Genomic DNA, 20,280 nt, shown 5'->3' on the forward strand with positions numbered 1-20,280 from the left:
TTGTGACTGCGCAGTTCTGTCATAAACCTTGAGTAAGTTAGCCGCTCAAGCAGTAGGAGAGAGCGCTGAAATGAACGCCGATATCAACCTGGTCTATAAACGCGCGTCCCATCCCCTGGCAATGCGGGGCGACGCGATTCACGCGCTGGCACTCTGGTTGAAGGCAAACGGCTCGCGCCGGATCAGGCAGGCTGATTCGCGCAGGGTGATGAGTGAGCGTTACCCGGTGGGGTTGTTCAGCGAGGATGAAGTGCAGGTGCTGTGCGACTTGATCCAGGACTGACGGACGCTGATATCCAAATGTGGGAGAGGGCTTGCCCGCGATAGCGGTGTTTCAGTCACATATGCATCAACTGACACACTGCTATCGCGGGCAAGCCCGCTCCCACAGGAACTGCATGTGGGTTAGAAGTTGTACGTCCCCGTCACCACCAGGCTGCGCGGGTCGCCAAACTGGATCTGGTTGGCGCTGGTCGCCGACGCGTAGTACGTCTTGTCGCTGATGTTGTTCAGCGCCGCCTTCACATCCCATTCCTTGTGCCGGAAGCCCGCCAGGGCGTCCCAGCGGCCATAGCCGGGCAGCATCACGGTATTGGCGTTATCGGCATAACGATCGCCCACCAGGGTCAGGCCGGTTTCGGCGTACCAGCCCATCTCGGGTTTCCAGGTCACGAACAGGCTGGCGTTGCGCTTGGCCACGTCGCTGATGCGCTTGCCTTCAAAGCCGTTGTTGTCTTTCACCACCTTGGCGTCCTGTACGCCGACGCCGCCGCGCACATACCAGTTGCCGACGATTTTGCCGGTGGTGGTCAGCTCGATACCGCGGGAGCGTTGCATGCCGCTGAGCAGGGTGATCAGCGGGTTCTCCGGGTCACGGGTGCGGCGGTTGTACAGTTCCAGTTCATACACGGCGAGGGTGGTGCTCAGGCGGTCGTCGAGCCAGTCGCTCTTGACCCCGATTTCTTTTTGCTTGGTCAGCTCGGGGCTCAGGTCGTTGGCATTGCCCGGCGCATTCGGGGTGATGCCGATCAGGCCGCCACCGGTGGGGGAAAACGTCTTGCTCCACGACGCGTAGAACGAATGGTTTTCCACTGGCGTCCACACCACGCCCAGCCGTGGGCTGGTGTTGTGGCTGTCGACGGGTTGCCGGATATGGGTGATCTTATTGGTGGTTTCTACTTCAAAACGGTCGTAGCGCAAACCGGCGAGGACTTGCCACTGATCGTTCAGGCGCAGTTGGTCCTGCACATACAGCCCCTGGCTTTCGACTTCGGTGTGGTTGTTGCTGGAGATCCTCATCGGCCCGGTATGGCTCAGGTGCCGGTTGGGGTGGTTCAGATCAAGGCCGGGCACTGTTGCCGTTACCGCGCTGTACAGCTTCGGATCACGGCGCTGGCTGCCCAATTCCACACCGCTCAGCAGGCGGTGTTCCAGGCCAAAGGTGTTGAAGCCGCCTTCGAGCTCGACGTTATTGAATACGTTGCGCGTCCTCAGGTCCTGCTGCCAGCGCTGGCGCCCGACGGTGTTGGTCTTGGGGTCGTAGCCGGTCAGGTAGGTGTTGTCGAAGTCACTGTCGAGCTTGAACACGCCCAGGGTGTGGCGCAGTTGCCAACTGTCGTTGAGTTCATAGGCGAGCTTGGAGCGCAGGGATTGGGTGGTGTCGTCGATGTAGTCGCGCGGGTCGCCGTAGGTGGTGTCGCGGCTCACATCGGCCGGGCGTCCACGCACGCCAGGGATGCCACGGTCCGGGGTGCGGTCGTAGCGGCTGTATTCGTATTGCACCAGCCAGTTCAGTTGCGGGGTCAGTTGCCAGCTTATCGACGGCGCGAACAGTTTGCGGTTGCCGCTGATATCGTCGCGGAAACTGTCGGTGTCCTCGTTACCCATGTTCAGGCGCAGGCTGATGTTCTCGCTAGGGTCGGCGCTCAAGTCGGTGTACAGGCTGCGCAACCCGTTGGTGCCGCCCTGGGCCTCGATACTGGAAGCACGCCCGGCCTGGGGCAGCTTGCTGACGCGGTTGACGATCCCACCCTGGCCGCCACGCCCGTACAACACTGCGGCGGGGCCCTTGAGCACGTCGATGCGCTCGATATTGTGCAGGTCGCGCACGTACTGGCTGTCGTCACGGATGCCATCGAGGTAGAAGTCGCTGCTGGCCTCGAAGCCGCGGATGCGCAAACTGTCGAAGCGCGTATCGGCGCCGCTGCTGACGTTGGGGATACCGCTCAAGGCCTGGCCCAGGTCGTTGGTGCCGTAGGCGCGCAGGTTCTCGGTCTTTACCGAATCAATCGCCTGGGGCACGTAGCGTACCGGCGTATTGGTACGCGTGGCGGTGTTGGAGTCTTTGACGCGAGGGTCGTCCTCGTCCGCTTCGGCGCTGATCGAGGTGGCGGGAAGTGTGGTCGCGGCGCAGGCAAATCCGGCGCACAGCAGTGCAGAAAGCCCAAGGGTCATGGGCGTCAGGCGTGGGGCAGGCATCTAGGGGCGCATCCGTAAGAGGGAGGGAAAATAACGCGCGAATGATAATGCTTGCTATTTGCGCGCGTGATTTATTCTTGCGCTGCCCGCTCGGGTATTTGTATCAAGATGTGTCTTGTAGGGAATTTTACGCCACATTGGAAATTGCGTTACCCACCAGCGGCTTATTCACCGTATGAATCGGGCGAGCGTATATATGGCGTAAATAATGGCTAAATAATATCGCTTAGACTTTTTTTGCCTAAATACAGACGATTCACTAAATTGACATGCGGTTGAGGGCGCGGATAGGATTCGCCTCAACGCCTGTGGCTAACCGCCATGACTTCTCTATAAAAAAAGGCCCGCGGCATATTCGGTCGTCCGCGGGCCTTTTTTTATCCGGGGAAAGTCGATACCAAAAAAGCCAAATGGAGCCAGGTGTCACAGCGCGTACTCAACCAGTAATAAGGAATAAAAAAATGTTGAATAAACGGATGGGTCTGCTTGCTCTGGGGATTTTGAGCGCTACTCAGGCAATGGCAAACGACCAGGAGCAATCCAAAGGCTTCGTGGAAGACAGTCACCTGAACATCGCGGCGCGTAATGCGTATATCAGCCGCGATTACAAAGACGGTGGTCAAGATAAAGCCGAGTGGGGCCAAGGCTTCATCGGTAAGTTCGAGTCCGGCTTCACCCAAGGCACCGTCGGTGTGGGTGTGGACGTGATCGGCCAATACGCCATCCGTCTGGACGGTGGTAAAGGTCGCAGCGGCGCTGGCGGTATCAACTTCTTCAAGCAAGGCGACAGCGGCGCAGCACCACACGACCTGGCCAAGGGCGGCGCAGCCGTCAAGGCACGCATCTCCAACACTGTGCTGAAGTACGGTGACCAGATGCCAGCCGTGCCGGTCCTGCAGTACGACAACTCCCGTCTGTTGTCGGAAACCTACACCGGTACCTCGATCGTCTCCAAAGAGATCAAAGGTCTGGAGCTGCAAGGTGGTTACTTCACCAAGGAAGCCCAAAAAGGCGCCGAAGGCACCGACAGCGGCAACCTGAAAAACATCGCCTACCTGGGCGGTAGCTACAAGTTCACCGAAAGCCTGTCGGCCGCGCTGTACGCATCCGACATGGAAGACGTGCTGAAGAAGCAATACGTCAACGTCAACTACGTGCTGGCCCTGCCACAGGAGCAGTCGCTGACTTTTGACTTCAACGGCTACAAGACCAAGCTGGACAAGAGCTTCGCCCAGCTGACTCAAGGTGATGCTAGCGCTCGCGACAACAAAATCTGGAGCCTGGGCGCCACTTGGGCCTTCGGTCCGCACAGCCTGACCCTGGCTCACCAGCGCAGCTCCGGTGACACCGGCTACATGTACGGCGGCTATCGCAACAACACCCGTGGCAGCGGTATCGGCGACGGTGGTAATACCATCCTGCTGGCCAACTCCTACTGGTCTGACTTCAACGCTAAAGACGAGCGCTCCTGGCAGGTCGGCTACGGCATTGACTTCACCACCTTCGGTGTACCGGGCCTGAGCTACAACATCGCTTACGTGCGCGGCACCAACATCGACGACGGTAGCAACCGTGGCGATGGCACCGAGCGTGAAATCTTCAACCAGTTCAAGTACGTGGTACAGAGCGGCCCGGCTAAAGACCTGAGCCTGCGTGCCCGCGCTTCCTGGTTGCGTGTTTCGACCAACGCCAACAACTACAACGTTGGTGGTAACGAAATCCGTCTGTTCGCCGACTACCCGATCAACGTGTTCTAAGATCGAGCGTCGTGCCTGATACCAGGCAATAAAAAACCCCGACTTGTCGGGGTTTTTTTTTACCTGCCTGAAACCCTACGCCTTGACCTGCGCCAGCTTCTGGCAGTTGGCCTTGCGCGCCGGGTACTGCCCGCATTTGCGCAGCACGCTCTGCACCTGCTGGGTGTTTTGCAGTTGCTGGTTGGCCAGCAGCTTCTCGGTGATAAACAACTCTTCCGAGCCCAGGTTGCGTTCGGCCTTGTCGATCATGGCCAGCGCGGCCTTGCCGTCGCCGCGCTTGAGGTAGTAGCTGATCATCAAGTCATAGGTCGAAGGCCCAGCCAGGGACCAGTCCTTGATCGCCTGCAACTCCTTGAGCGCATCGGCGTTCCGACCCTGGGCCAGGCGTACGGCGTAGGCGGTGCGACGGATGTTCGGCTGGTCCTTGACCGGTGAACTCAAGGCGCGCCGGATAAAGGCATCGGCCTCGGGCACTTTGTTTTTTGCCAGGGCAGCGGTGGCGGCGTACGCATCCTTGTAGCCTTGCATGGCCTTGGCCACGGGCGCGGCGTCACGCACCTTTGGCCAGCTCGTGGTATTGACCCGAGCGCGACGCTCCTTGCGGTACTCGCGTTGCAGGTATTGGCGCAGCTCGGTGTCACGGTCGATGGCGGACATGTGGGAGCGGTTGAAGTAATCGGTGGTGGCGGTGATGGTATTGGTCAGGCCGTCCTTGACCAGCACGTCCAGCTCCTTGGTAAAGCGGTCGAGGTTGAACTGCTGCAATGAGTCTTGCATCGCGTCCTTGCGGGCGGTGAGAAAGCCCGTCAGCAGCGGCTTCTGCTTGCCCTGGAAATCATTCAGGCGTTCCAGGCTATGGGTGGCCGCACGGGGCGCGTAGCCGGCGCGGATCATCAGGTCGGTGCCAAGTAAATCTGCCTGGTCTTCCTGGCTGCGGCCCCAGGCGGTGCTCCAGACGTTGTCGGAAAAACTGTTGGCCAGCGAGGTATACAGCACGGTGTTGCCGATGGTTTTTTGCGTGCCCGCCGGGTCCTTGCTGAACAGTTTCATGGTGCCCGAACTGCGATCCACCCCGGTGTTGGCCGCCACCGTTGCCAGGGCCACAGTGGAGGCTACGGTGGTAAACATGTCCTTCTGCTGCTTGAAGGCGGCGGCGCGGTCATGGTGATGCAGCAGCACATGGCTCATCTCGTGGCCGAGCATGGCGGCGATTTCATCTTCGCTGCCGACGTTTTCCAGCATGCCCAGGGGCACGAAGATATTGCCGTACGGGTCCGCCGACGGCCCGAAGCTGTAGCTGTCGGTGATCTTCACCTGCAGCAGCGGCAACTGCCCTGGCCAGCCCTTGGACAGGCGCGTGACGATGCCCTGCAAGTACACCTGCAACATCGGGATATCCGCCAGGTTCTGCTGGCGCGCCTCGGCGGCGGGTACGGTGCGACCGTCGTAACTCAAGCGCTGCTGGCCCGCGCGTTGCGGGTCGAGCTTGTAGTACTGGCGCACGTCGGCGTTATCCACATAGTGGCCTTCGACGCGTGACTGGGTCGATGGCCCCACCAGGTTCAGAAACGCCTGGTCGGCACCTTTCAAGGTGGCGCAGCCGCTGAGCAATGCACTGGCCAGCAATAGATATCCCTTCACCGCGGTACTCCCTTATTGATTGCAGCCGGCGCCGTAGCTGAGCGTGGAATTGTTGTGTGTGTCCTTGGCCAGGCTTTGGGGCATTAGCTGGCACGGCAGTGCGGTTTTGTGAAATGGCGGCTCGATACGCACGTCGCCAGTGTCCAGCCAGACTTTCTGCCCTGCCAATTCCACCTGGATCAGCTCCAGCGCCTGGTTGAGCTGCAACACCGGAAGAGGTTGCTTGGGTGCGTCTTTGCGCGCGATTTCCCGCTGCACTTTGCCTTGCTCGTCCACCACCTCCACCGGGTCGGCCAGGAACTCCTTGATGAGATGGGTTTCGGCCAGCACGCCCTGGCTGTAAAGCGCGGCGAGTAACACGATGAGGATCTTGTTCATCCTTGGTTTCCTTGAGTGAGACGACATGGCGGCACCCCTCAGCGGCCACGGTCGAAGAAGGCTTCGATCCGCTCGCTGAACAGCGCCAATGACAACAAAACAATCCCCAGTACGTTGACCAGGGTGATGTGGTTCAGATAGAGCACCCCGCACACCACCAGCAGCATCAGCATCACCAAACCCCACGACGGATAGGGCGAGGTGAAGAAGCGGATCTCCTGCCTGCGCCAGCGAGTCCAGGTATGCAGGCCGGCCAGACGCCGGGCATGCAGGGCCTTGAGCACGATAATCAGCGCCAGCAGCCCAAGCTCCAGCACGTCCACCCAGTGCAGGTTCCAACCGGGGAAATTGGCCGGCTCGCGCTCGTAATCCATGCCCTTGTTGATCAGGTTGTCCAAGGCCATGGCATGCAGGTAAACCCCAGGAATCAGGCCATGCACGGGTGATTGCACCACGTCGCCGGTGGAGGTGATGCTGGCCCCGACCATCACCAGCCGATCGCGCAGCAACCCGGCCACCAGCGCCTGATCCTGCGGCGAGCTGACCTCCAGGTCGCTGGCCGACAAGGTCAGGCTATAAGGGCAGCGGGCCTGGGCTGAGTCGTCCAGTTTCCAGAACACCGCCTGGAGCAACTGCGCCACCCAATCCAGTACAAAGTTGCGCGGCGCTGCGCAGTGGCGAATATCGGCGATCTGTGCCTGCTCGGGTGCCAGCTTCAAGCCCCACTGCACGGCGATTGGCTGCAAGCGTGAGGCCGCCTCGGCATCTTCGGGCAGACCCGTGCAGGGAGCGTCCTTGCAGAATTGGCGGTACATCGCCAAGGCCGGGGTTTCCATCACCCCCAGCGCGGTCGGCATTGCCAGCGGGTACTTGTCGTCCACACCGTCCCACACCACCAGCCCCGGCTGGCTGAATGCGGCAAATTGTTCGAGGGTATTGGCTTGGCCCTTTTCGCCACGCGTCACCCCGGTATTGGCCAGCAACAAGGGAATGCCCCGGCGCTGATAGCGCTCGAACACATTCGCCAACAACTGACTGCCCCGCGTCGGGTCACCGAGGGAGTGATCGTGGCTGTACAGCAAATCCACAAACACCGCCTTGGGTTTGTAGGCCAGCAAGCGTTTGAACAACTTGCTCTGCTCGTTGTACGGCATCGGCCACGAGGTGTTGTTACGCATCAAGTAGGCGTCATCGACCAACACCACGGTGATGTGTTGCTGGCCGGTGCTGGGGTACTTGCTGGAAGACATCCGGTTGAGCCACTGGGCGGATGCCTTGTCACTGGAACTGGCCAGGCCGAAGGGGTCGAGCACCGCCAGCAACACGATAAAAATCGCGAGCAAATAGCGGCGGGGATTGAAAAGCGGGGGGTTCTTCGACATCCATGTCTCGATATAAAGCAGCGGGTGCTGTCAGGGGCAGGGTTTCCCGCGTGAATGCAGCGAATGCATGGGTTTTAAAGGACGGGGAGGGGGGTGTCAATTAGAAATATGGCTAAGTGCCATCTGGTGTGTCCGGCGGCGGTCCAGGCAGCGTGATGTGATGCCTGGACGCAGAGCTCTTGTTAGCCGGTCAGAAGTTCCAGCGGGTGGACAGCATCACATTGCGTGGGTCGCCGTAGTACGCCGAGTTGTAGAAACCAATGTTGGTGTAGTACGTCTTGTCGAAGATGTTGTTGACGTTCAGTGAGGCCGACACCGTGTCGGTGATCTGGTAGCGCGCCATTACGTCCACCAGCCAGAGCGGTTCCTGGGAGAACTTCTCGGTGGTGCCTTTGCCGTAGTTACTGAGCATCTTCCAGCCAGTACCTTGCCAGCGTACGCCGCTGCCCAGGGTGAGCTTGTCCAGTGGGCCCTTGAGCTTATAGCTGGTGTAGAGATTGACCTGGTCTTCCGGCTCCCAGGTAGAAACCTTTTCCCCCGCCTGATCACGCATGATCTTGTGGGTATAGCCGGCCTGCAACTGCCAGCCAGGGCTCAGTTCACCGGACACTTCCGCTTCCCAGCCCTTGGTCTTGGCCTTGATCCCTTTGGAGGCGTAGTCGAGCCCAGGGTAGCTGCCGCCGATATAGTCATCGTCATCCACCGCACGGTTTTCTTCATGCACCTGGAAGTACGCAAGGCTTGCGTTCAAGCGGCCATTGAAGAACTCGCCCTTGAGACCGACCTCGTAGTTCTTGCCTTCATCGGGTTCGATGGGCTTGTTGGTCCTGTCGCGGTAGTCGTCTTGTGGCAGGTAGATTTCGGTATAGCTGGCGTAGGCCGAGAGATAGTCGTTGAGGTCATAGACCGCGCCGACATAGGGCACCACCTTGCCGGTGTCCTTCACCTGGCTGGTGCCGCTGACCTCATAGTTGTTGACCCGGGTACCGAGCATCAGCGTCAGGTCATCCATCAGGCTAAAGCGCCCGGTGATGTAGCTGGCGCTCTGGCGGGTCAGTTCATCGTTACGCTTGGTTTGCGGGCCCCAGTCCGGTCGGGGGGCATCGCCGTCCCAGTTGAAGTAGTCGTGGCTATTGTTGAGGTTGGTGGCGTTGGTGTAATCCCGGCCCAGCCAGCGGGAACGGGACACCGAGGTGCCGAGCACCAGCTCATGCTCACGTCCAAACAGGCTGAAGGGCCCTGTGGCGTAAAGATCGCCGGTGTCGCTGGTGGTTTCACCGGTGTATTTGCGGGTCAGCATCATCGCCTTGCCCGTATTGACATCGGGTGACAGCAAGGCCGCCAGCGGTGCGTCGTAGCCGTTGATCTGGTGATTGTATTGCGCCTTGGCCACCCAGCCGTTTTCAAAGCTGTGCTCCAGGGTGGCGAATACAGTGCGCGTGTACTGTTCCCACTTACTGAACTTGGCACCGTTGTTGAACGAGCGCGAGGTGTTGATACGGTTGCCCGCCGAGTCATACAGCGAGGCAGATCCGGACCAGCTAGAACCTTGCGGGTCGCTGTCTTGATAGTCACCACCAACCGTCAGCAAGGTGTCCGGCGACAGATCAAACTCAAGAATCCCGTAATACACGTTGGTCTTGCGCTGGTAGTGATCCAGGAACGTATGTTTGTCCTGATAGGCGGCAACCGCTCGGCCACGGACATTGCCGGTCTCGGTCAGCGGGCCGCTGATATCGATTTCCGAGCGATAGTTGTCCCAGGAGCCTGCACCCAGATCGATATAGCCTTTGAACGCCGAGGTCGGCTTTTTGCGCACCATATTGATCGTGCCCCCCGATCCGCCCGCACCGGTGAGCAGGCCGGTGGCGCCCTTGAGGATCTCCACGCGGTCGTACATCACCGTATCGGTCAGCGTATGGCCGGACGAATACTGGGCATCCTGCAGGATCGGAATGCCGTCGTACTGGAAGTTCTGGATGGCAAACCCACGCGAGAAGTAAGCGGTGCGCTCGCTGTCGTAGGTGGCGACGGTGATGCCTGGTGTATAGCGCATCACGTCGTCGATGGATTTGAGGCTGAAATCATCCATGGCCTGGCGGGTGACCACAGAAATCGACTGCGGCGTTTGGCGAGGCGTCAGGACCAAGCGAGTCGCCGTCGCGATGGTGCCAGGGGTATATGACCCGGAGCCTTCAGTCACCGTCCCCAACTGGTTGGCGGTGACTTGGGTCGCACCCAGTTCCAGCGCGGCCTGCGCCGTGGCGGTGACCAGAACATACCCGCCGTTGCTCTGGCGCTGGGCCTGCAAGCCGCTGTTGGCGAGCAGCCGGGCCAGGCCTTCCTCGACGCTGTACGCGCCTTGCAACCCGCCGGTGGTGAGGTGGCGAGCCTGCTCGGTATCGAACGAAATAGTCACCCCAGCTTGCACACCAAATTGGCTGAGGGCCTTGCCCAGCGGGCCGGCGGCGATCGCGTAAGGCGCCGTGCTTTGGGCCATTGCCTGCGTCGGCAGGAGCGCCATTGCCGGCAGGCTTGCGAGGGTCAAGCCAAACAGCGCCAGGCGAACCGCACGTGTCAATGAAGTCCTGGCGTAGAGAGGAAGCGGGGGCATCGGATGATCCTTCCGTTGAGCTGGCAGAGAGCCGCTGTTATCGCGGCTTGTGTCATTGACGGATGAGAATCGGAATCAGCAAGGTAGCAGCCAAACAAATTTGCGCGGGCAATCAGGCCGGTTCGATACTGGCCCAATATCGCGTCAGATAACGCACCTTCACCGGTAGGGTTTTACTCAGATTTTCCAGGACCGTATCCGTGTCGTCGATACGGAACGCACCTGAGATGCTCAGGTTTTGCACGCCAGCAGCGCAGCGCAGCACGCCAGGGCGATAGCGGCTCAACTCCTCGATAAAATCACCCAGGCGCCAGTCGTCCACGCTCAACATACCTTGCACCCAGGCGGTCGAGCCGGTTGGCAGCGGGTGAGGAGGGGAGACCGCATGGCGATCAAAAGTGACTTGTTGCCCGGCTTCCAGGCGCAATGGCTGGTGGTCATGGTTACCTGGCGTGACCTCGACCGCGTCCTGCAGAACCCCCACCTGCGTTTGCCCTGCCAGCGGGCGAACGCTGAAGCGGGTGCCGAGGGCACGCACGCTGCCATCAGTGGTGTACACAATAAATGGGCGGTGGGCGGGATCCTTGGCGGTCTGGATAAGAATCTCGCCACGGTACAGCTCGATCCGCCGCTGCCTGGCGTCGAAGTGGATATCCAGTGCCGTGTCGGCGTTCATTTCCAATTGCGACCCATCGTCCAGGCGGACCGAGCGCCGTTCGCCCAGGCGGGTGCGTTGCTGGGCGAGCATCGAGCGATATGGCACCTGCTCCACCGCCAGCCAGCTACAGCCGCCAACGGCCACCAGCATGCCGAGTATTTTCAGCACATCACGGCGCTGTGCCTGGGCGGCGCCAAGGCTCGACAGGGCCGCTTGTCGAGGCATCTTTGCCCATTGTTGCTGCAACATTTCGACCCGGGCCCACGCCGCCGCGTGCTGTGGATTGGCATCTACCCATGCTTGCCAGGCCTGGGTCTGCGCTTCGCTGCCGCTACCGTCGTTGAGCTGTACATACCAGGTTGCGGCGGCTTCCAGTGTCTTGAGGTCGACTGTGGCAGGCATCAAGGTTCGACCAGCAACAGGCAGCGCGTCATGGCCCGGATCAGATGGTTTTTGACCGTCGTCACCGACACGCCGAAGCGTTCAGCCGCGGCAACGTAACTCAGGCCTTCAAGCTGCACGGCGAGGAAAATCTCCCGGGTCCGGGTACCCAGTTCATCGAGCAGGCTATCAATGGCTACCAGCATTTCGATGATGGACAAACGAATCTCCGGCGAAACATCCACCGGCTCCGGCCTCTGGGCCAGGGCGTGAAGGTAGGCCCTTTCGATGGTGCGTCGGCGCGACTTGTCGATTAGCAGCGAACGGGCAATGGCACTCAGATAACCCCGGGGCTCGCGAATGGGCGTGTCATTGCGTGCGGTCATGACCCGTAGGAACGTATCTTGAGCCAGGTCAGAAGCATCGGCAGCATTGCCCAGGCGGACGCGCAACCAGCCCTTCAACCAACTGTTGTGTTCGCTGTACAGCTGATGAAGAGCTGAATGATCAAGCGCCGACATGAGGGTTTCACCAAGCGTAAATGGTAATCTCTCTCATTATTGTGAGGGTGGAGTTTTTATGCAAGCGGGTGTTGTGGCGCTGTCAGCTTTACCTATTGGGGAGCTGTGCAATATTTTGTTATAACTTTTCAAGGCGGCTATTCGTTCCCTATTCAGAAAAATACGAAGAGGGAACGCAATGGACGTGCTCAACATTCTGTCCAGGTTGTTTGCCAATGCCGGCGCGGTTGGGTTGGAGGGCACCTTCCAGTTCCTTTTTGGCCCAGGCCAGGCATTTTGGGCGCAAGTTAAGACCCACAGCGTGACCCAGGCCGGGGTGCATCCAGCGCCGGATGTGACCATTGAAGTGGCGCAACAAGACTTTCTCGGCATCATGGCCGGCGCCACCGACGTCGAAGAACTGTTCGCCAGCGGCCGTTTGAAAATCAGCGGCAACATGGGCCTGGCCACGCTGCTGCCACAGATCATCGACAGCGCGCGCCAGGGCGCCAGCGCCGAAAAAGTCGATATGAACAAGCGCTACCCGACGCCCCCGCGCTTCAGCGAGCGGGTTTCGGCCAGCCTGCCGACCCAGCACAGCGTCGAGCGGCGGCCGCGTGCGGGGTTGTCGGTGGACGAATTTCGCGGCGGCTACGTGCCGGAGGGCATCCCGCTGGTCATCAGCGACGCCCTGCAAGACTGGCGCTTGTTCAATATGAGCCGTGAAGAATCACTGGTGCACTTCGCCCAACTGCAAGGCATCACCCGGCATGGCGACTACGTGCAGAAAACCTTCTCTACCGAGCGCGATTTTCGCTCCACGCCCATGGCCGATTTCATCGATTCCCTCGACCGCCCTGCGGTGCGCGGCGCCAACGGCGAGCCGCCGGCCTATATGGGCAACAACATCCTGCCGGCGCAATTGCTGGAACAGATCAGCTACCCGCTCTATTTTGATCGCGCGCAGTACATCGCTCCCCGCATCTGGATCGGCCCCAAAGGCACCCTGACACCGCTGCATCGCGACGACACCGATAACCTGTTTGCCCAGGTCTGGGGCGAAAAATCCTTCATCCTGGCTGCTCCCCATCATCGTCAGGCCCTGGGTACCTGGTCCACCGCCCCGAAAGGCGGCCTGGATGGCTGCGACTTCAACCCGGACGCGCCTGACTACCAACGCTTCCCCGCCGCGCGCGACGTAACCTTCCTACGCGTGGTGCTGCGAGCTGGGGATATGTTGTTCTTGCCCGAAGGCTGGTTCCACCAGGTGGAGTCACTGGCCACATCCCTATCGGTGAATTTCTGGGTCAACTCGGGGCGTGGGTGGTGAAGGGCGGCGCCATTTCACCAACCCCACCGCCAGCGCCGATAGAATCAGCGCAATCGAGATGCCCTCGCTGATATCGACCCTGTGCCCCAGCAACAGCATGGAACCGGTAACGCCAAACACCGGGATCAGCAACGACAGCGGCGCCACCTTCGAAACCGGGTACTCGCGCAGCAACAAGTTCCAGCCCCAGTAACAAAAGTGCGTGGCCGCGTACACCTGGAACAGCAGCGAGAACACCGTCGGCCATTGCACATGGGTGACCAGCGCGGTGAACGGCGCCGCCCCATGGGCCAGCCACGTCAGCAGCAGTAAGGGCAGCGGCGGGAACAGACTGGCCCACACCACAAAAGCAAACATCTCGCGCACCTTCGATTGCTTGATGATGACGTTGCCCACACTCCAACTGAACGCACTCACCAGCAACAAGCCATAACCCAGCGTCGTCGCCTCGCCTGGACTGCTGGCGATAATGCCGATCAGTCCTACAGCCGCCAGGCCCACCCCCAGGATCTGGCCTACGCTCAGTTGCTCGCGAAACAACAATACCCCCCAGCCCAAGGTAAAAAACGCACTGAACTGGATCAGCAAGGCCGCAGTGCCTGGCGGTACACCCAGTTCAATCCCCAGGTTGATCAAGGCCCACATCGCCACCCCGAAGATCAAGCCATAGGCCACCAGCCACTTCATCGCCACGGCCGGACGCCGCACAAAAAACACCCACGGCAACGCCGCGAGCGTAAAGCGCAGGGCGGTCAGCAACAGCGGATCGATCCCCACCAAACCCAGTTTGGTGATCGGAAAATTCAGCCCCCACACAGCCGTCACCAACACGGCCAGGGCCAGATGCTTGTTTTGCATGATGTTCTGATTCCACAAAGCAGCGCCGGCACCTGTGTGCGCCAGCCAGGGCGCAACTATGGGCAATCGGCGCGATGGCTCGCTTGCACTATCAGGTCATAAATCATTAAATTCGGGCCATGCGCGAAACTGATATCGACCCCTACGAAAACACCCCCCGCGACGCCGTGGTCACCGCCAACGACTACCACGATGGCCGGCACTTTGCGTTACACACCCATCAACGCGGGCAATTTGCCTACGCCGCCTGCGGCGTGATTACCGTGTTCACCCAACAGGGCAACTGGGTGGTACCACCCCACCGCGCCATCTGGGTCCCGGCGGGCGTGCCCCACGAAATGAGCATGAGCGGCCCGGTGACCATGCTCAACACCTACATCCGCGACCGAGCCGCAACCCGTCTCAACCTGCCCGCGCAGTGCCAGGTATTCGGCGTATCCACGCTGCTGCGCGAACTGCTGATCCGCGCCATCGACGTACCGGCGCTGTACGAAAAGGAGCACCTGCACGGCCGGCTGATGACCCTGCTGCTCGACGAAATAGCCGGCATGCGCCCCCTGTCACTCAACGCCCCCCTCCCCAACGACCCCCGTCTGGCCCACATCTGCCGCAAGCTGCTGGAACAGCCATCACTGGAAACCAGCATCGACGACATGACCCAACACCTCGGCATGAGCCGCCGCACCTTCACCCGGCTGTTTCGCCAGCAGACCGGAATCAGCTTTGTGGAATGGCGCCAGCAAGCGTGCCTGTTGGCGGCCGTGGTCAGGTTGGGAAATGGCGAGTCGGTGACGCGGGTGGCGATTGATTTGGGGTATAGCAGCTCGAGTGCGTTTACGAGTGTGTTCAGGCGGGTGTTGGGGGAGGTGCCTAGTCGGTATTTTTTGAATAGGTTGGGTTGAGGTGGGGCGGGTTGAGTTTGGGTGCTGGTCAGCAGGCCGCCCGGCCGGACGTTAGGTATTGAAGCCAGAAGAGGTGGAGACAGGTCGGCTGTTTGACTAGGCTCGATGCGCAGCACGAAAGCCCGGCCCGCTGCGCAGCAAGGGAAACGTACTACTCCAAACTGCGTGGAGCTGAATTTGGGCTGAGACTGGTAACCAGCGGCCAAACGGTCTTGCCTTCGGGCATGATAGGTTCATAGCGAAATCTGTAGGAACTCATCCCCTTCAACACCATCTGATCGACGGAATTATTGCCCGAACTTTCGAGAAGCTCGATTTCAGGTACTAAGGACCCCTTGGTGTACTTCATCGCGAACCAAACTGGCTTGAGAGCAGGGCCCCGCCTTACTTCCAAGGGCAGACTGTTTTCTACCTGGAGTATCTTCATTTGACTGTAGGCAGTCACTCCCTTGAGCCAGCGTGCGTTGAAGTCTTCTATCTGCTCGGGGGTTAATGTCACACCTTTGGCGCGTAGCCGGTGAACACCTTCGCTGCTGCTTCGCAGATATAGCGCCATCGCCCCGTTAAGATCCTGGGGCCCTCCAATCCCTTCCTCCATGAATTTGGCCAACTTCGTTTTGCTATCAGAAACAGAAATAGACCGCTGGTAAAGGGCTCTTGCCTTCACATAGTCGGATGTCTCACCAATACCCTCCTCCGCCATGCGGCCAAGGTTGTGATAACCCGCTTCGTCCACATTCGCTATTGATTGAAAGAGCGCCCTGGCTTTCGGTATATCTTGCGGCACACCCGTGCCGCTCTCGTACATAAGGGCAAGTACGTTTTTGCAATAGAGGTCTCCGTCATCGCTTTGCGCGCGGATGTACTCGACATGCTCACTGGGGATGGGCGGGTGATCCAATGATTTCGAGCAACGTATGCTTGTGTAGGGGTCGCCCGGTGATCCTGGCCCGGTGTTTGTGCATCCGGCGACCAAAGCAGTAAATGTCAGTAAAAGAGCAGCTTTACGCATGGCTTGCTTCCGTTCAACGCGCTAATGAGGTCAGATTATTGCGGCGATATTGGCATGGTGCCCTACTATTCGGTCAAGCACGCAAACCTCCAGCCGGAGACGTTAGGGACTGAAGCCCGAAGGGAGTGAAAAGGGGACGGATTTATTTTCACCAGCGCCTGCCCTGAAATTTGCTCGTGAGCTGACAGCAGCATCTCAACCGTCGAAATGAAGTGGTGGCGCGCGGCCTAGTAATTCCGGTGTGGACACTTTGTGGACGTTTTGGAAAAGGAGACCGATTTATTCTCACCCTTAATCTGCAGGCATCCCGCACGTCAGGTGCACGACGAAGCTAAGTAATGGCGAGGAGAGGACGGCTAAGAGGATGTCCACGGCGAGTGGAGAGGACGGGTACGCCCAAACCCCAGAAACAACAAAGCCCCTGCATTTCTGCAGGGGCTTTGTTTTGTATGGTGCGGCACCAGACGAACGGTATGTTTCGGCGAGACTAGGTTTTTCGGGCATCTGGAGTTCGCTGGAAAATTCGGCGTACCCCAACTAGTAACTATAAACAAATCAGCTAGTTATGGCGTTCGGTGGAATCGAACTCGGGATTTTTTAGATGTCAGCACGTTGTCGGTCTGCAAGTAATTCAGAGCCGCATACGGAATGGTAAACCTCCTGAGTTCGAACGTTGTTGATCATCCCCTCCGTCGAGAATAGTTAGGAATCCGCCAAAAGCTGCCGTGGCGACAGGCAGCAGACGGCCAAAAGCAGTCGGTCAGATGTGTCTGGAAAATCCGGGGTGATTCACTGTCATGAGACGACCTCACGCCTGGCGGAGATATTCATACTTCACGAGCTCATGAAAATCACCAGCCACCAAGACACTCGCATGCTAATGCGTTACTACCACCCTAAAATGGAAGAGCTGGCCAAGAAGCTAAAATAACGCTTCGGCTCTACATCCTTTACGTTTACCCGCTAGCGAGATAATCTCCAAGGTGGCACCTTGCCACTGCAAAGCCTTATGTACAGGGAGTACACGCATGCTGTCATCGCTGAAAAATCGAAATGCGCGTGCTGCCGCTATTTCACACGGGCAGCTACAAGATCTGCAATTTCCACATACTCTTTGTTCTTCCGAAAGTATAGTTGCGAACATCAGAAAACTTCATCTGAAGTGCTGCGGCAAAAAAAATCCACATCAAACATTAATATAACAATTTAATAGCCACTCATTGTGGGAGAGAAAAAATGGAGGTTGTCTCATGTGGTCCTATTGATATAGTTGCATTAGGAAAAGCACATGGCTGTCTTGTGGTAGGAATCCACATTAAAATAAAAGACCTGGATTCACGCGCCTCCGAAATGCTTGAGACCATATCAAATACTAGCTGGATCAATGAGTTCGGAGCAGTAAAGAAAATATCCTTTGAGGCGAGAGCCAAACGTACAATTCAAAAGTTAGTTGGCCTAATAGTCAATCGCTCAGAGACCGAGCTGACTACAGATTTTGGTGAGTATCTAGTATCTGATTCTGCGCAATGCGTTTTAAACCTCAACTGCAACCATCTAAAAGTCCCACTAGCAGAATTATTAAAAGAAAAGGTCTCTGGTAATCCAGGCTTTGACTTCCACACGGAGAGTTGCGAGAGTTTCATTGCTTTTGGAGAGGCCAAGTATAGTGGCTCAATCAATCCTTATACTAAAGCTCTTCAGCAGATCGTAGATTTCATTTCACTAGAAAAAGATTCCGCAGAACTGGACCTGCTTGAAAATTTTGTATCAGTAGGTGCCATAACAAACTATCTAGCAGGACACAAAGCTTATGTGGCTGCCTTCTCCATAAACTCAGAAGAACCAGAAAGGATTATATCCAACGCTGTTAGCCATGCTTTAACGGATAAACTTTTGGTTTATAAAGAGCTTTACATAATCGGGGTGGAAATAGATGTTGGCTGACTTAATAGATGGCGTAAATATAGAGAGAATACTTAAAGACGCTCTTTACGAAATACATCGTGACGGTCCATCTAACCCGCTAATTTTTGAGAAAATCTCCTACATTAAAATTTTTCACCAAGATATATTTGAAGACTATGAAGGTCGTTTTTTATCAGCCATGGGGCTTTTCTACAAAACGGAAGAGCCTCGAAGCGTTTTCGAGGAAGTCTATGAGGTCTTTGCAGATGCTATAAGCGATAGCCTAGGTAAGAGATTCACCCCAATGCAAGCCAGTGCCTATAACGGAATAATGGACAATAGGTATTTTTCATTCTCTGCACCTACAAGTGCAGGAAAATCTTTTCTATTTCGCGAACTAATTGAAAAAACCAGCAACGACATCATAATAGTAGTCCCCTCTCGAGCATTAATAGCGGAATACTACGAAGAGGTTATGAACCTGGTTGACAAGGATGTACTTGTCCTTCAATTCATAGAAGATGTAAATAAAGAAAAAACCAAACGCCGAGTATTCATTGTGACCCCTGAACGTGGGGCAGAACTATTTAAATATAAAAACTCTTTTAATATAGACTTATTCTTACTAGATGAAGCTCAGATCTCAGAAGAGCCCGTCCGGGGCATGAAGTTTGACTCATTTGTTAGGCGCGCGGATCGGTATTTCCCAGCGGCAAGAAAAGTTTTCGCACATCCTTTCATTGAAAACCCTGAAGCGCAGCTGTCTAAACACGACTTCAGCGAAAACTCATCATCTAGAAACTACAATCTTTTCTCTGTCGGAAAAGTATTTGCTGTAGCTGAAGATGGAACATTTAGTTTTTTCTCCCCAAATATAAACTGTAAAAACGTAGAAATAACCCAAGACTTACCAAGTATCGTGCTAGAAAACGAAGGCACACTGTTAATATACATATCGAAGGCAAAAATTTACAGCGGCGAGTATTTAAGCGAGTTCAATCATTATATAGAACTCTGTGCCGAACTAGAAACAGAGAAAGCAATCTCTATAATCGAGGAGCTTAGAGAGTTTATCGGCGCAAGCAGTGGTAACTCTGAAAAGCATTCCACCCTGATTGACATGATGAAGAAAGGGATAGTCATTCATCATGGATCAATCCCACTAAGAGCCCGGCTGTTAATAGAGCGTTTCATCAAGCAGGGATTCGCTCGCATATGCTTTTCGACCTCAACTCTCAGTCAGGGGATTAATATGCCTTTTGACGTTGTCTGGATCGATAACTTCAAGGATATGAAACCGCTTGTGCTGAAAAACTTAATTGGCCGAGCTGGCCGCACAACAAATGAAAAAGGAAGCTTAGATTACGGCTATACCATCATCAACAAGCGAAATCTGAAGACATTCAAATCGCGATTCTCTGAGATTGTAACGATTGAGTCTGACTCATTATTAGATATGCCTATTGATGAGATTGATGAAGACTTAAAAGACATGGTCGAAGCAGTTAAAAATGAGAGCTACGACGACGAACTTCACTTAACAGACTCTCAAGTTGAGCGTTTAAAACAAGCCGATATTGACAACGACATTCAACTGATTCTAGATAACTTATACGTAGACGGAGTGCTAATTACCGCCGAAGAATATTATGAGTTAGGCTCAAAAAGAGACGATGTAAAAAAGTCTTTGAGAAGCATCTATATTCAACACCTACGCAGGAAAGACTTAACAAGAGCAGAGGTTTCAATATTAAGCGCGGCAATCCCTATTCTTCTCTGGCACGTCCAAGGAAAATCATTTAGCGAAATAGTATCACTGCGCTTTGCTTTTTTGAGCGACCTTAAAAACCGCAGAAAACTTACTAGGCAATTAAAGGCGAAAGATATAACCAATGAAGAGTACGAGTCAGAATTAGAAAAGCTTAAAATTCGATATTCACCTATTCCTTCTAGCTTGCCTGACAGATTTTTAAGAGCGGCAGGACTATTCCCTAAAAACACTCCCGTAAAATATACAGATTATGACCTGGTTGTATACGATACATACGACTACTTAGACAAGGTTGTGGGACTCTCTCTCGCCGACGCACTTTGTGCGGCGTTCACATTATACCATTCAAGAACCCACGATGAACGCGCCGCCTCATTAAGCAACTATATTAAATTCGGAACCAATGATCAGATTGATATTTGGCTTTTGAAATATGGATTCAGCTTTGAGGATATAGAATGGCTTCGAGGTTATGTGCAGCATATCGATGAATATAAAATAATCTTCAACGACCAGATATCAAGCATAAGCAAAAAAAATTACTCTCTTGTTGAGCGATTTTTATAGTTTAAAAAACAAACCAAGCGTTTTCTTTGATAAAGGCGGGATTTTCATTAGCTGGTCTCAAGTCTAGGTTGAAAGCAACCTCGCCCTGCAGTTTTTAGCTGTGGGGGTTTTCTTCTTTTCCAACCTGGCAGGCCGACCCCGTCGTA

The 20,280-nt window shown here is 56.2% G+C and carries 15 protein-coding genes; 6 read left to right on the top strand and 9 right to left on the bottom strand.

Translation table 11 applies throughout. The features are described from left to right. The first annotated feature begins 70 nt into the window (after positions 1-70). On the top strand, positions 71-283 hold the full coding sequence (locus HKK57_RS10685; protein ID WP_154907188.1) for a hypothetical protein: 213 nt from the start codon (positions 71-73) through the stop codon (positions 281-283). Positions 284-405: 122 nt separating this feature from the next. Here the strand turns inward: HKK57_RS10685 and HKK57_RS10690 are convergent, their stop codons facing one another. After that, the gene (locus tag HKK57_RS10690) at positions 406-2,478 is read right to left on the bottom strand and encodes a TonB-dependent receptor (RefSeq protein ID WP_029299833.1); all 2,073 of its coding nucleotides are present in this window, start codon (positions 2,476-2,478) and stop codon (positions 406-408) included. Between the two features lie 461 nt (positions 2,479-2,939). On the opposite strand from HKK57_RS10690, the gene HKK57_RS10695 reads away from it, so the two are divergent. Further along, the gene (locus HKK57_RS10695; RefSeq protein ID WP_029299834.1) at positions 2,940-4,235 is read left to right on the top strand and encodes an OprD family porin; all 1,296 of its coding nucleotides are present in this window, start codon (positions 2,940-2,942) and stop codon (positions 4,233-4,235) included. A 75-nt stretch (positions 4,236-4,310) separates the two neighbouring features. Here the strand turns inward: HKK57_RS10695 and HKK57_RS10700 are convergent, their stop codons facing one another. The 6 genes from HKK57_RS10700 to HKK57_RS10725 all read right to left on the bottom strand — a co-directional run bounded on the left by HKK57_RS10700 (position 4,311) and on the right by HKK57_RS10725 (position 11,810). Then, positions 4,311-5,876 (bottom strand): M48 family metallopeptidase, encoded by a 1,566-nt coding sequence (locus HKK57_RS10700; protein WP_029299835.1) that lies wholly within the window; start codon positions 5,874-5,876, stop codon positions 4,311-4,313. 12 nt (positions 5,877-5,888) lie between these two features. Next, the gene (locus HKK57_RS10705; RefSeq protein ID WP_029299836.1) at positions 5,889-6,254 is read right to left on the bottom strand and encodes a hypothetical protein; all 366 of its coding nucleotides are present in this window, start codon (positions 6,252-6,254) and stop codon (positions 5,889-5,891) included. A gap of 38 nt (positions 6,255-6,292) precedes the next feature. Further along, complete coding sequence (locus HKK57_RS10710) at positions 6,293-7,636, bottom strand: CHASE2 domain-containing protein (protein ID WP_070995031.1); 1,344 nt, start codon at positions 7,634-7,636, stop codon at positions 6,293-6,295. Positions 7,637-7,826: 190 nt separating this feature from the next. Beyond that, positions 7,827-10,250, bottom strand: a complete 2,424-nt coding sequence (locus tag HKK57_RS10715) for a TonB-dependent siderophore receptor (RefSeq protein WP_154907191.1) — start codon at positions 10,248-10,250, stop codon at positions 7,827-7,829. A gap of 112 nt (positions 10,251-10,362) precedes the next feature. After that, positions 10,363-11,310: a FecR domain-containing protein gene (locus tag HKK57_RS10720; RefSeq protein ID WP_104911371.1), complete on the bottom strand. Its 948-nt coding sequence runs from the start codon at positions 11,308-11,310 to the stop codon at positions 10,363-10,365. Continuing rightward, positions 11,310-11,810 (bottom strand): sigma-70 family RNA polymerase sigma factor, encoded by a 501-nt coding sequence (locus HKK57_RS10725; RefSeq protein ID WP_029299841.1) that lies wholly within the window; start codon positions 11,808-11,810, stop codon positions 11,310-11,312. The genes HKK57_RS10720 and HKK57_RS10725 overlap by 1 nt, the downstream gene beginning before the upstream one ends. Positions 11,811-11,988: 178 nt before the next feature. Here HKK57_RS10725 and HKK57_RS10730 point away from each other — a divergent pair, with 178 nt between their 5' ends. Next, positions 11,989-13,119, top strand: a complete 1,131-nt coding sequence (locus tag HKK57_RS10730; protein ID WP_029299843.1) for a cupin-like domain-containing protein — start codon at positions 11,989-11,991, stop codon at positions 13,117-13,119. Here HKK57_RS10730 and HKK57_RS10735 read toward each other — a convergent pair. Then, positions 13,078-13,977: an EamA family transporter gene (locus tag HKK57_RS10735; protein WP_070995034.1), complete on the bottom strand. Its 900-nt coding sequence runs from the start codon at positions 13,975-13,977 to the stop codon at positions 13,078-13,080. The two genes, HKK57_RS10730 and HKK57_RS10735, sit on opposite strands and share 42 nt — an antisense overlap. A gap of 119 nt (positions 13,978-14,096) precedes the next feature. Here HKK57_RS10735 and HKK57_RS10740 point away from each other — a divergent pair, with 119 nt between their 5' ends. Then, a complete protein-coding gene (locus HKK57_RS10740) occupies positions 14,097-14,879 on the top strand; it encodes an AraC family transcriptional regulator (RefSeq protein WP_169390136.1) in 783 nt (260 codons plus the stop codon). A gap of 151 nt (positions 14,880-15,030) precedes the next feature. Here HKK57_RS10740 and HKK57_RS10745 read toward each other — a convergent pair whose 3' ends face one another. Continuing rightward, the gene (locus HKK57_RS10745) at positions 15,031-15,891 is read right to left on the bottom strand and encodes a tetratricopeptide repeat protein (protein ID WP_169390137.1); all 861 of its coding nucleotides are present in this window, start codon (positions 15,889-15,891) and stop codon (positions 15,031-15,033) included. Positions 15,892-17,127: 1,236 nt separating this feature from the next. Here HKK57_RS10745 and HKK57_RS10755 point away from each other — a divergent pair. Beyond that, positions 17,128-17,835 (top strand): hypothetical protein, encoded by a 708-nt coding sequence (locus HKK57_RS10755; RefSeq protein WP_169390138.1) that lies wholly within the window; start codon positions 17,128-17,130, stop codon positions 17,833-17,835. Further along, entirely contained in the window at positions 17,825-20,134 is a 2,310-nt protein-coding gene (locus HKK57_RS10760; protein ID WP_169390139.1) for a DEAD/DEAH box helicase, read from the top strand. Before HKK57_RS10755 ends, HKK57_RS10760 begins: the two co-directional genes overlap by 11 nt. Positions 20,135-20,280 lie beyond the last annotated feature (146 nt).

Origin of the sequence: Pseudomonas sp. ADAK21, assembly GCF_012935735.1 — a bacterium.
Classification (GTDB): domain Bacteria; phylum Pseudomonadota; class Gammaproteobacteria; order Pseudomonadales; family Pseudomonadaceae; genus Aquipseudomonas; species Aquipseudomonas proteolytica.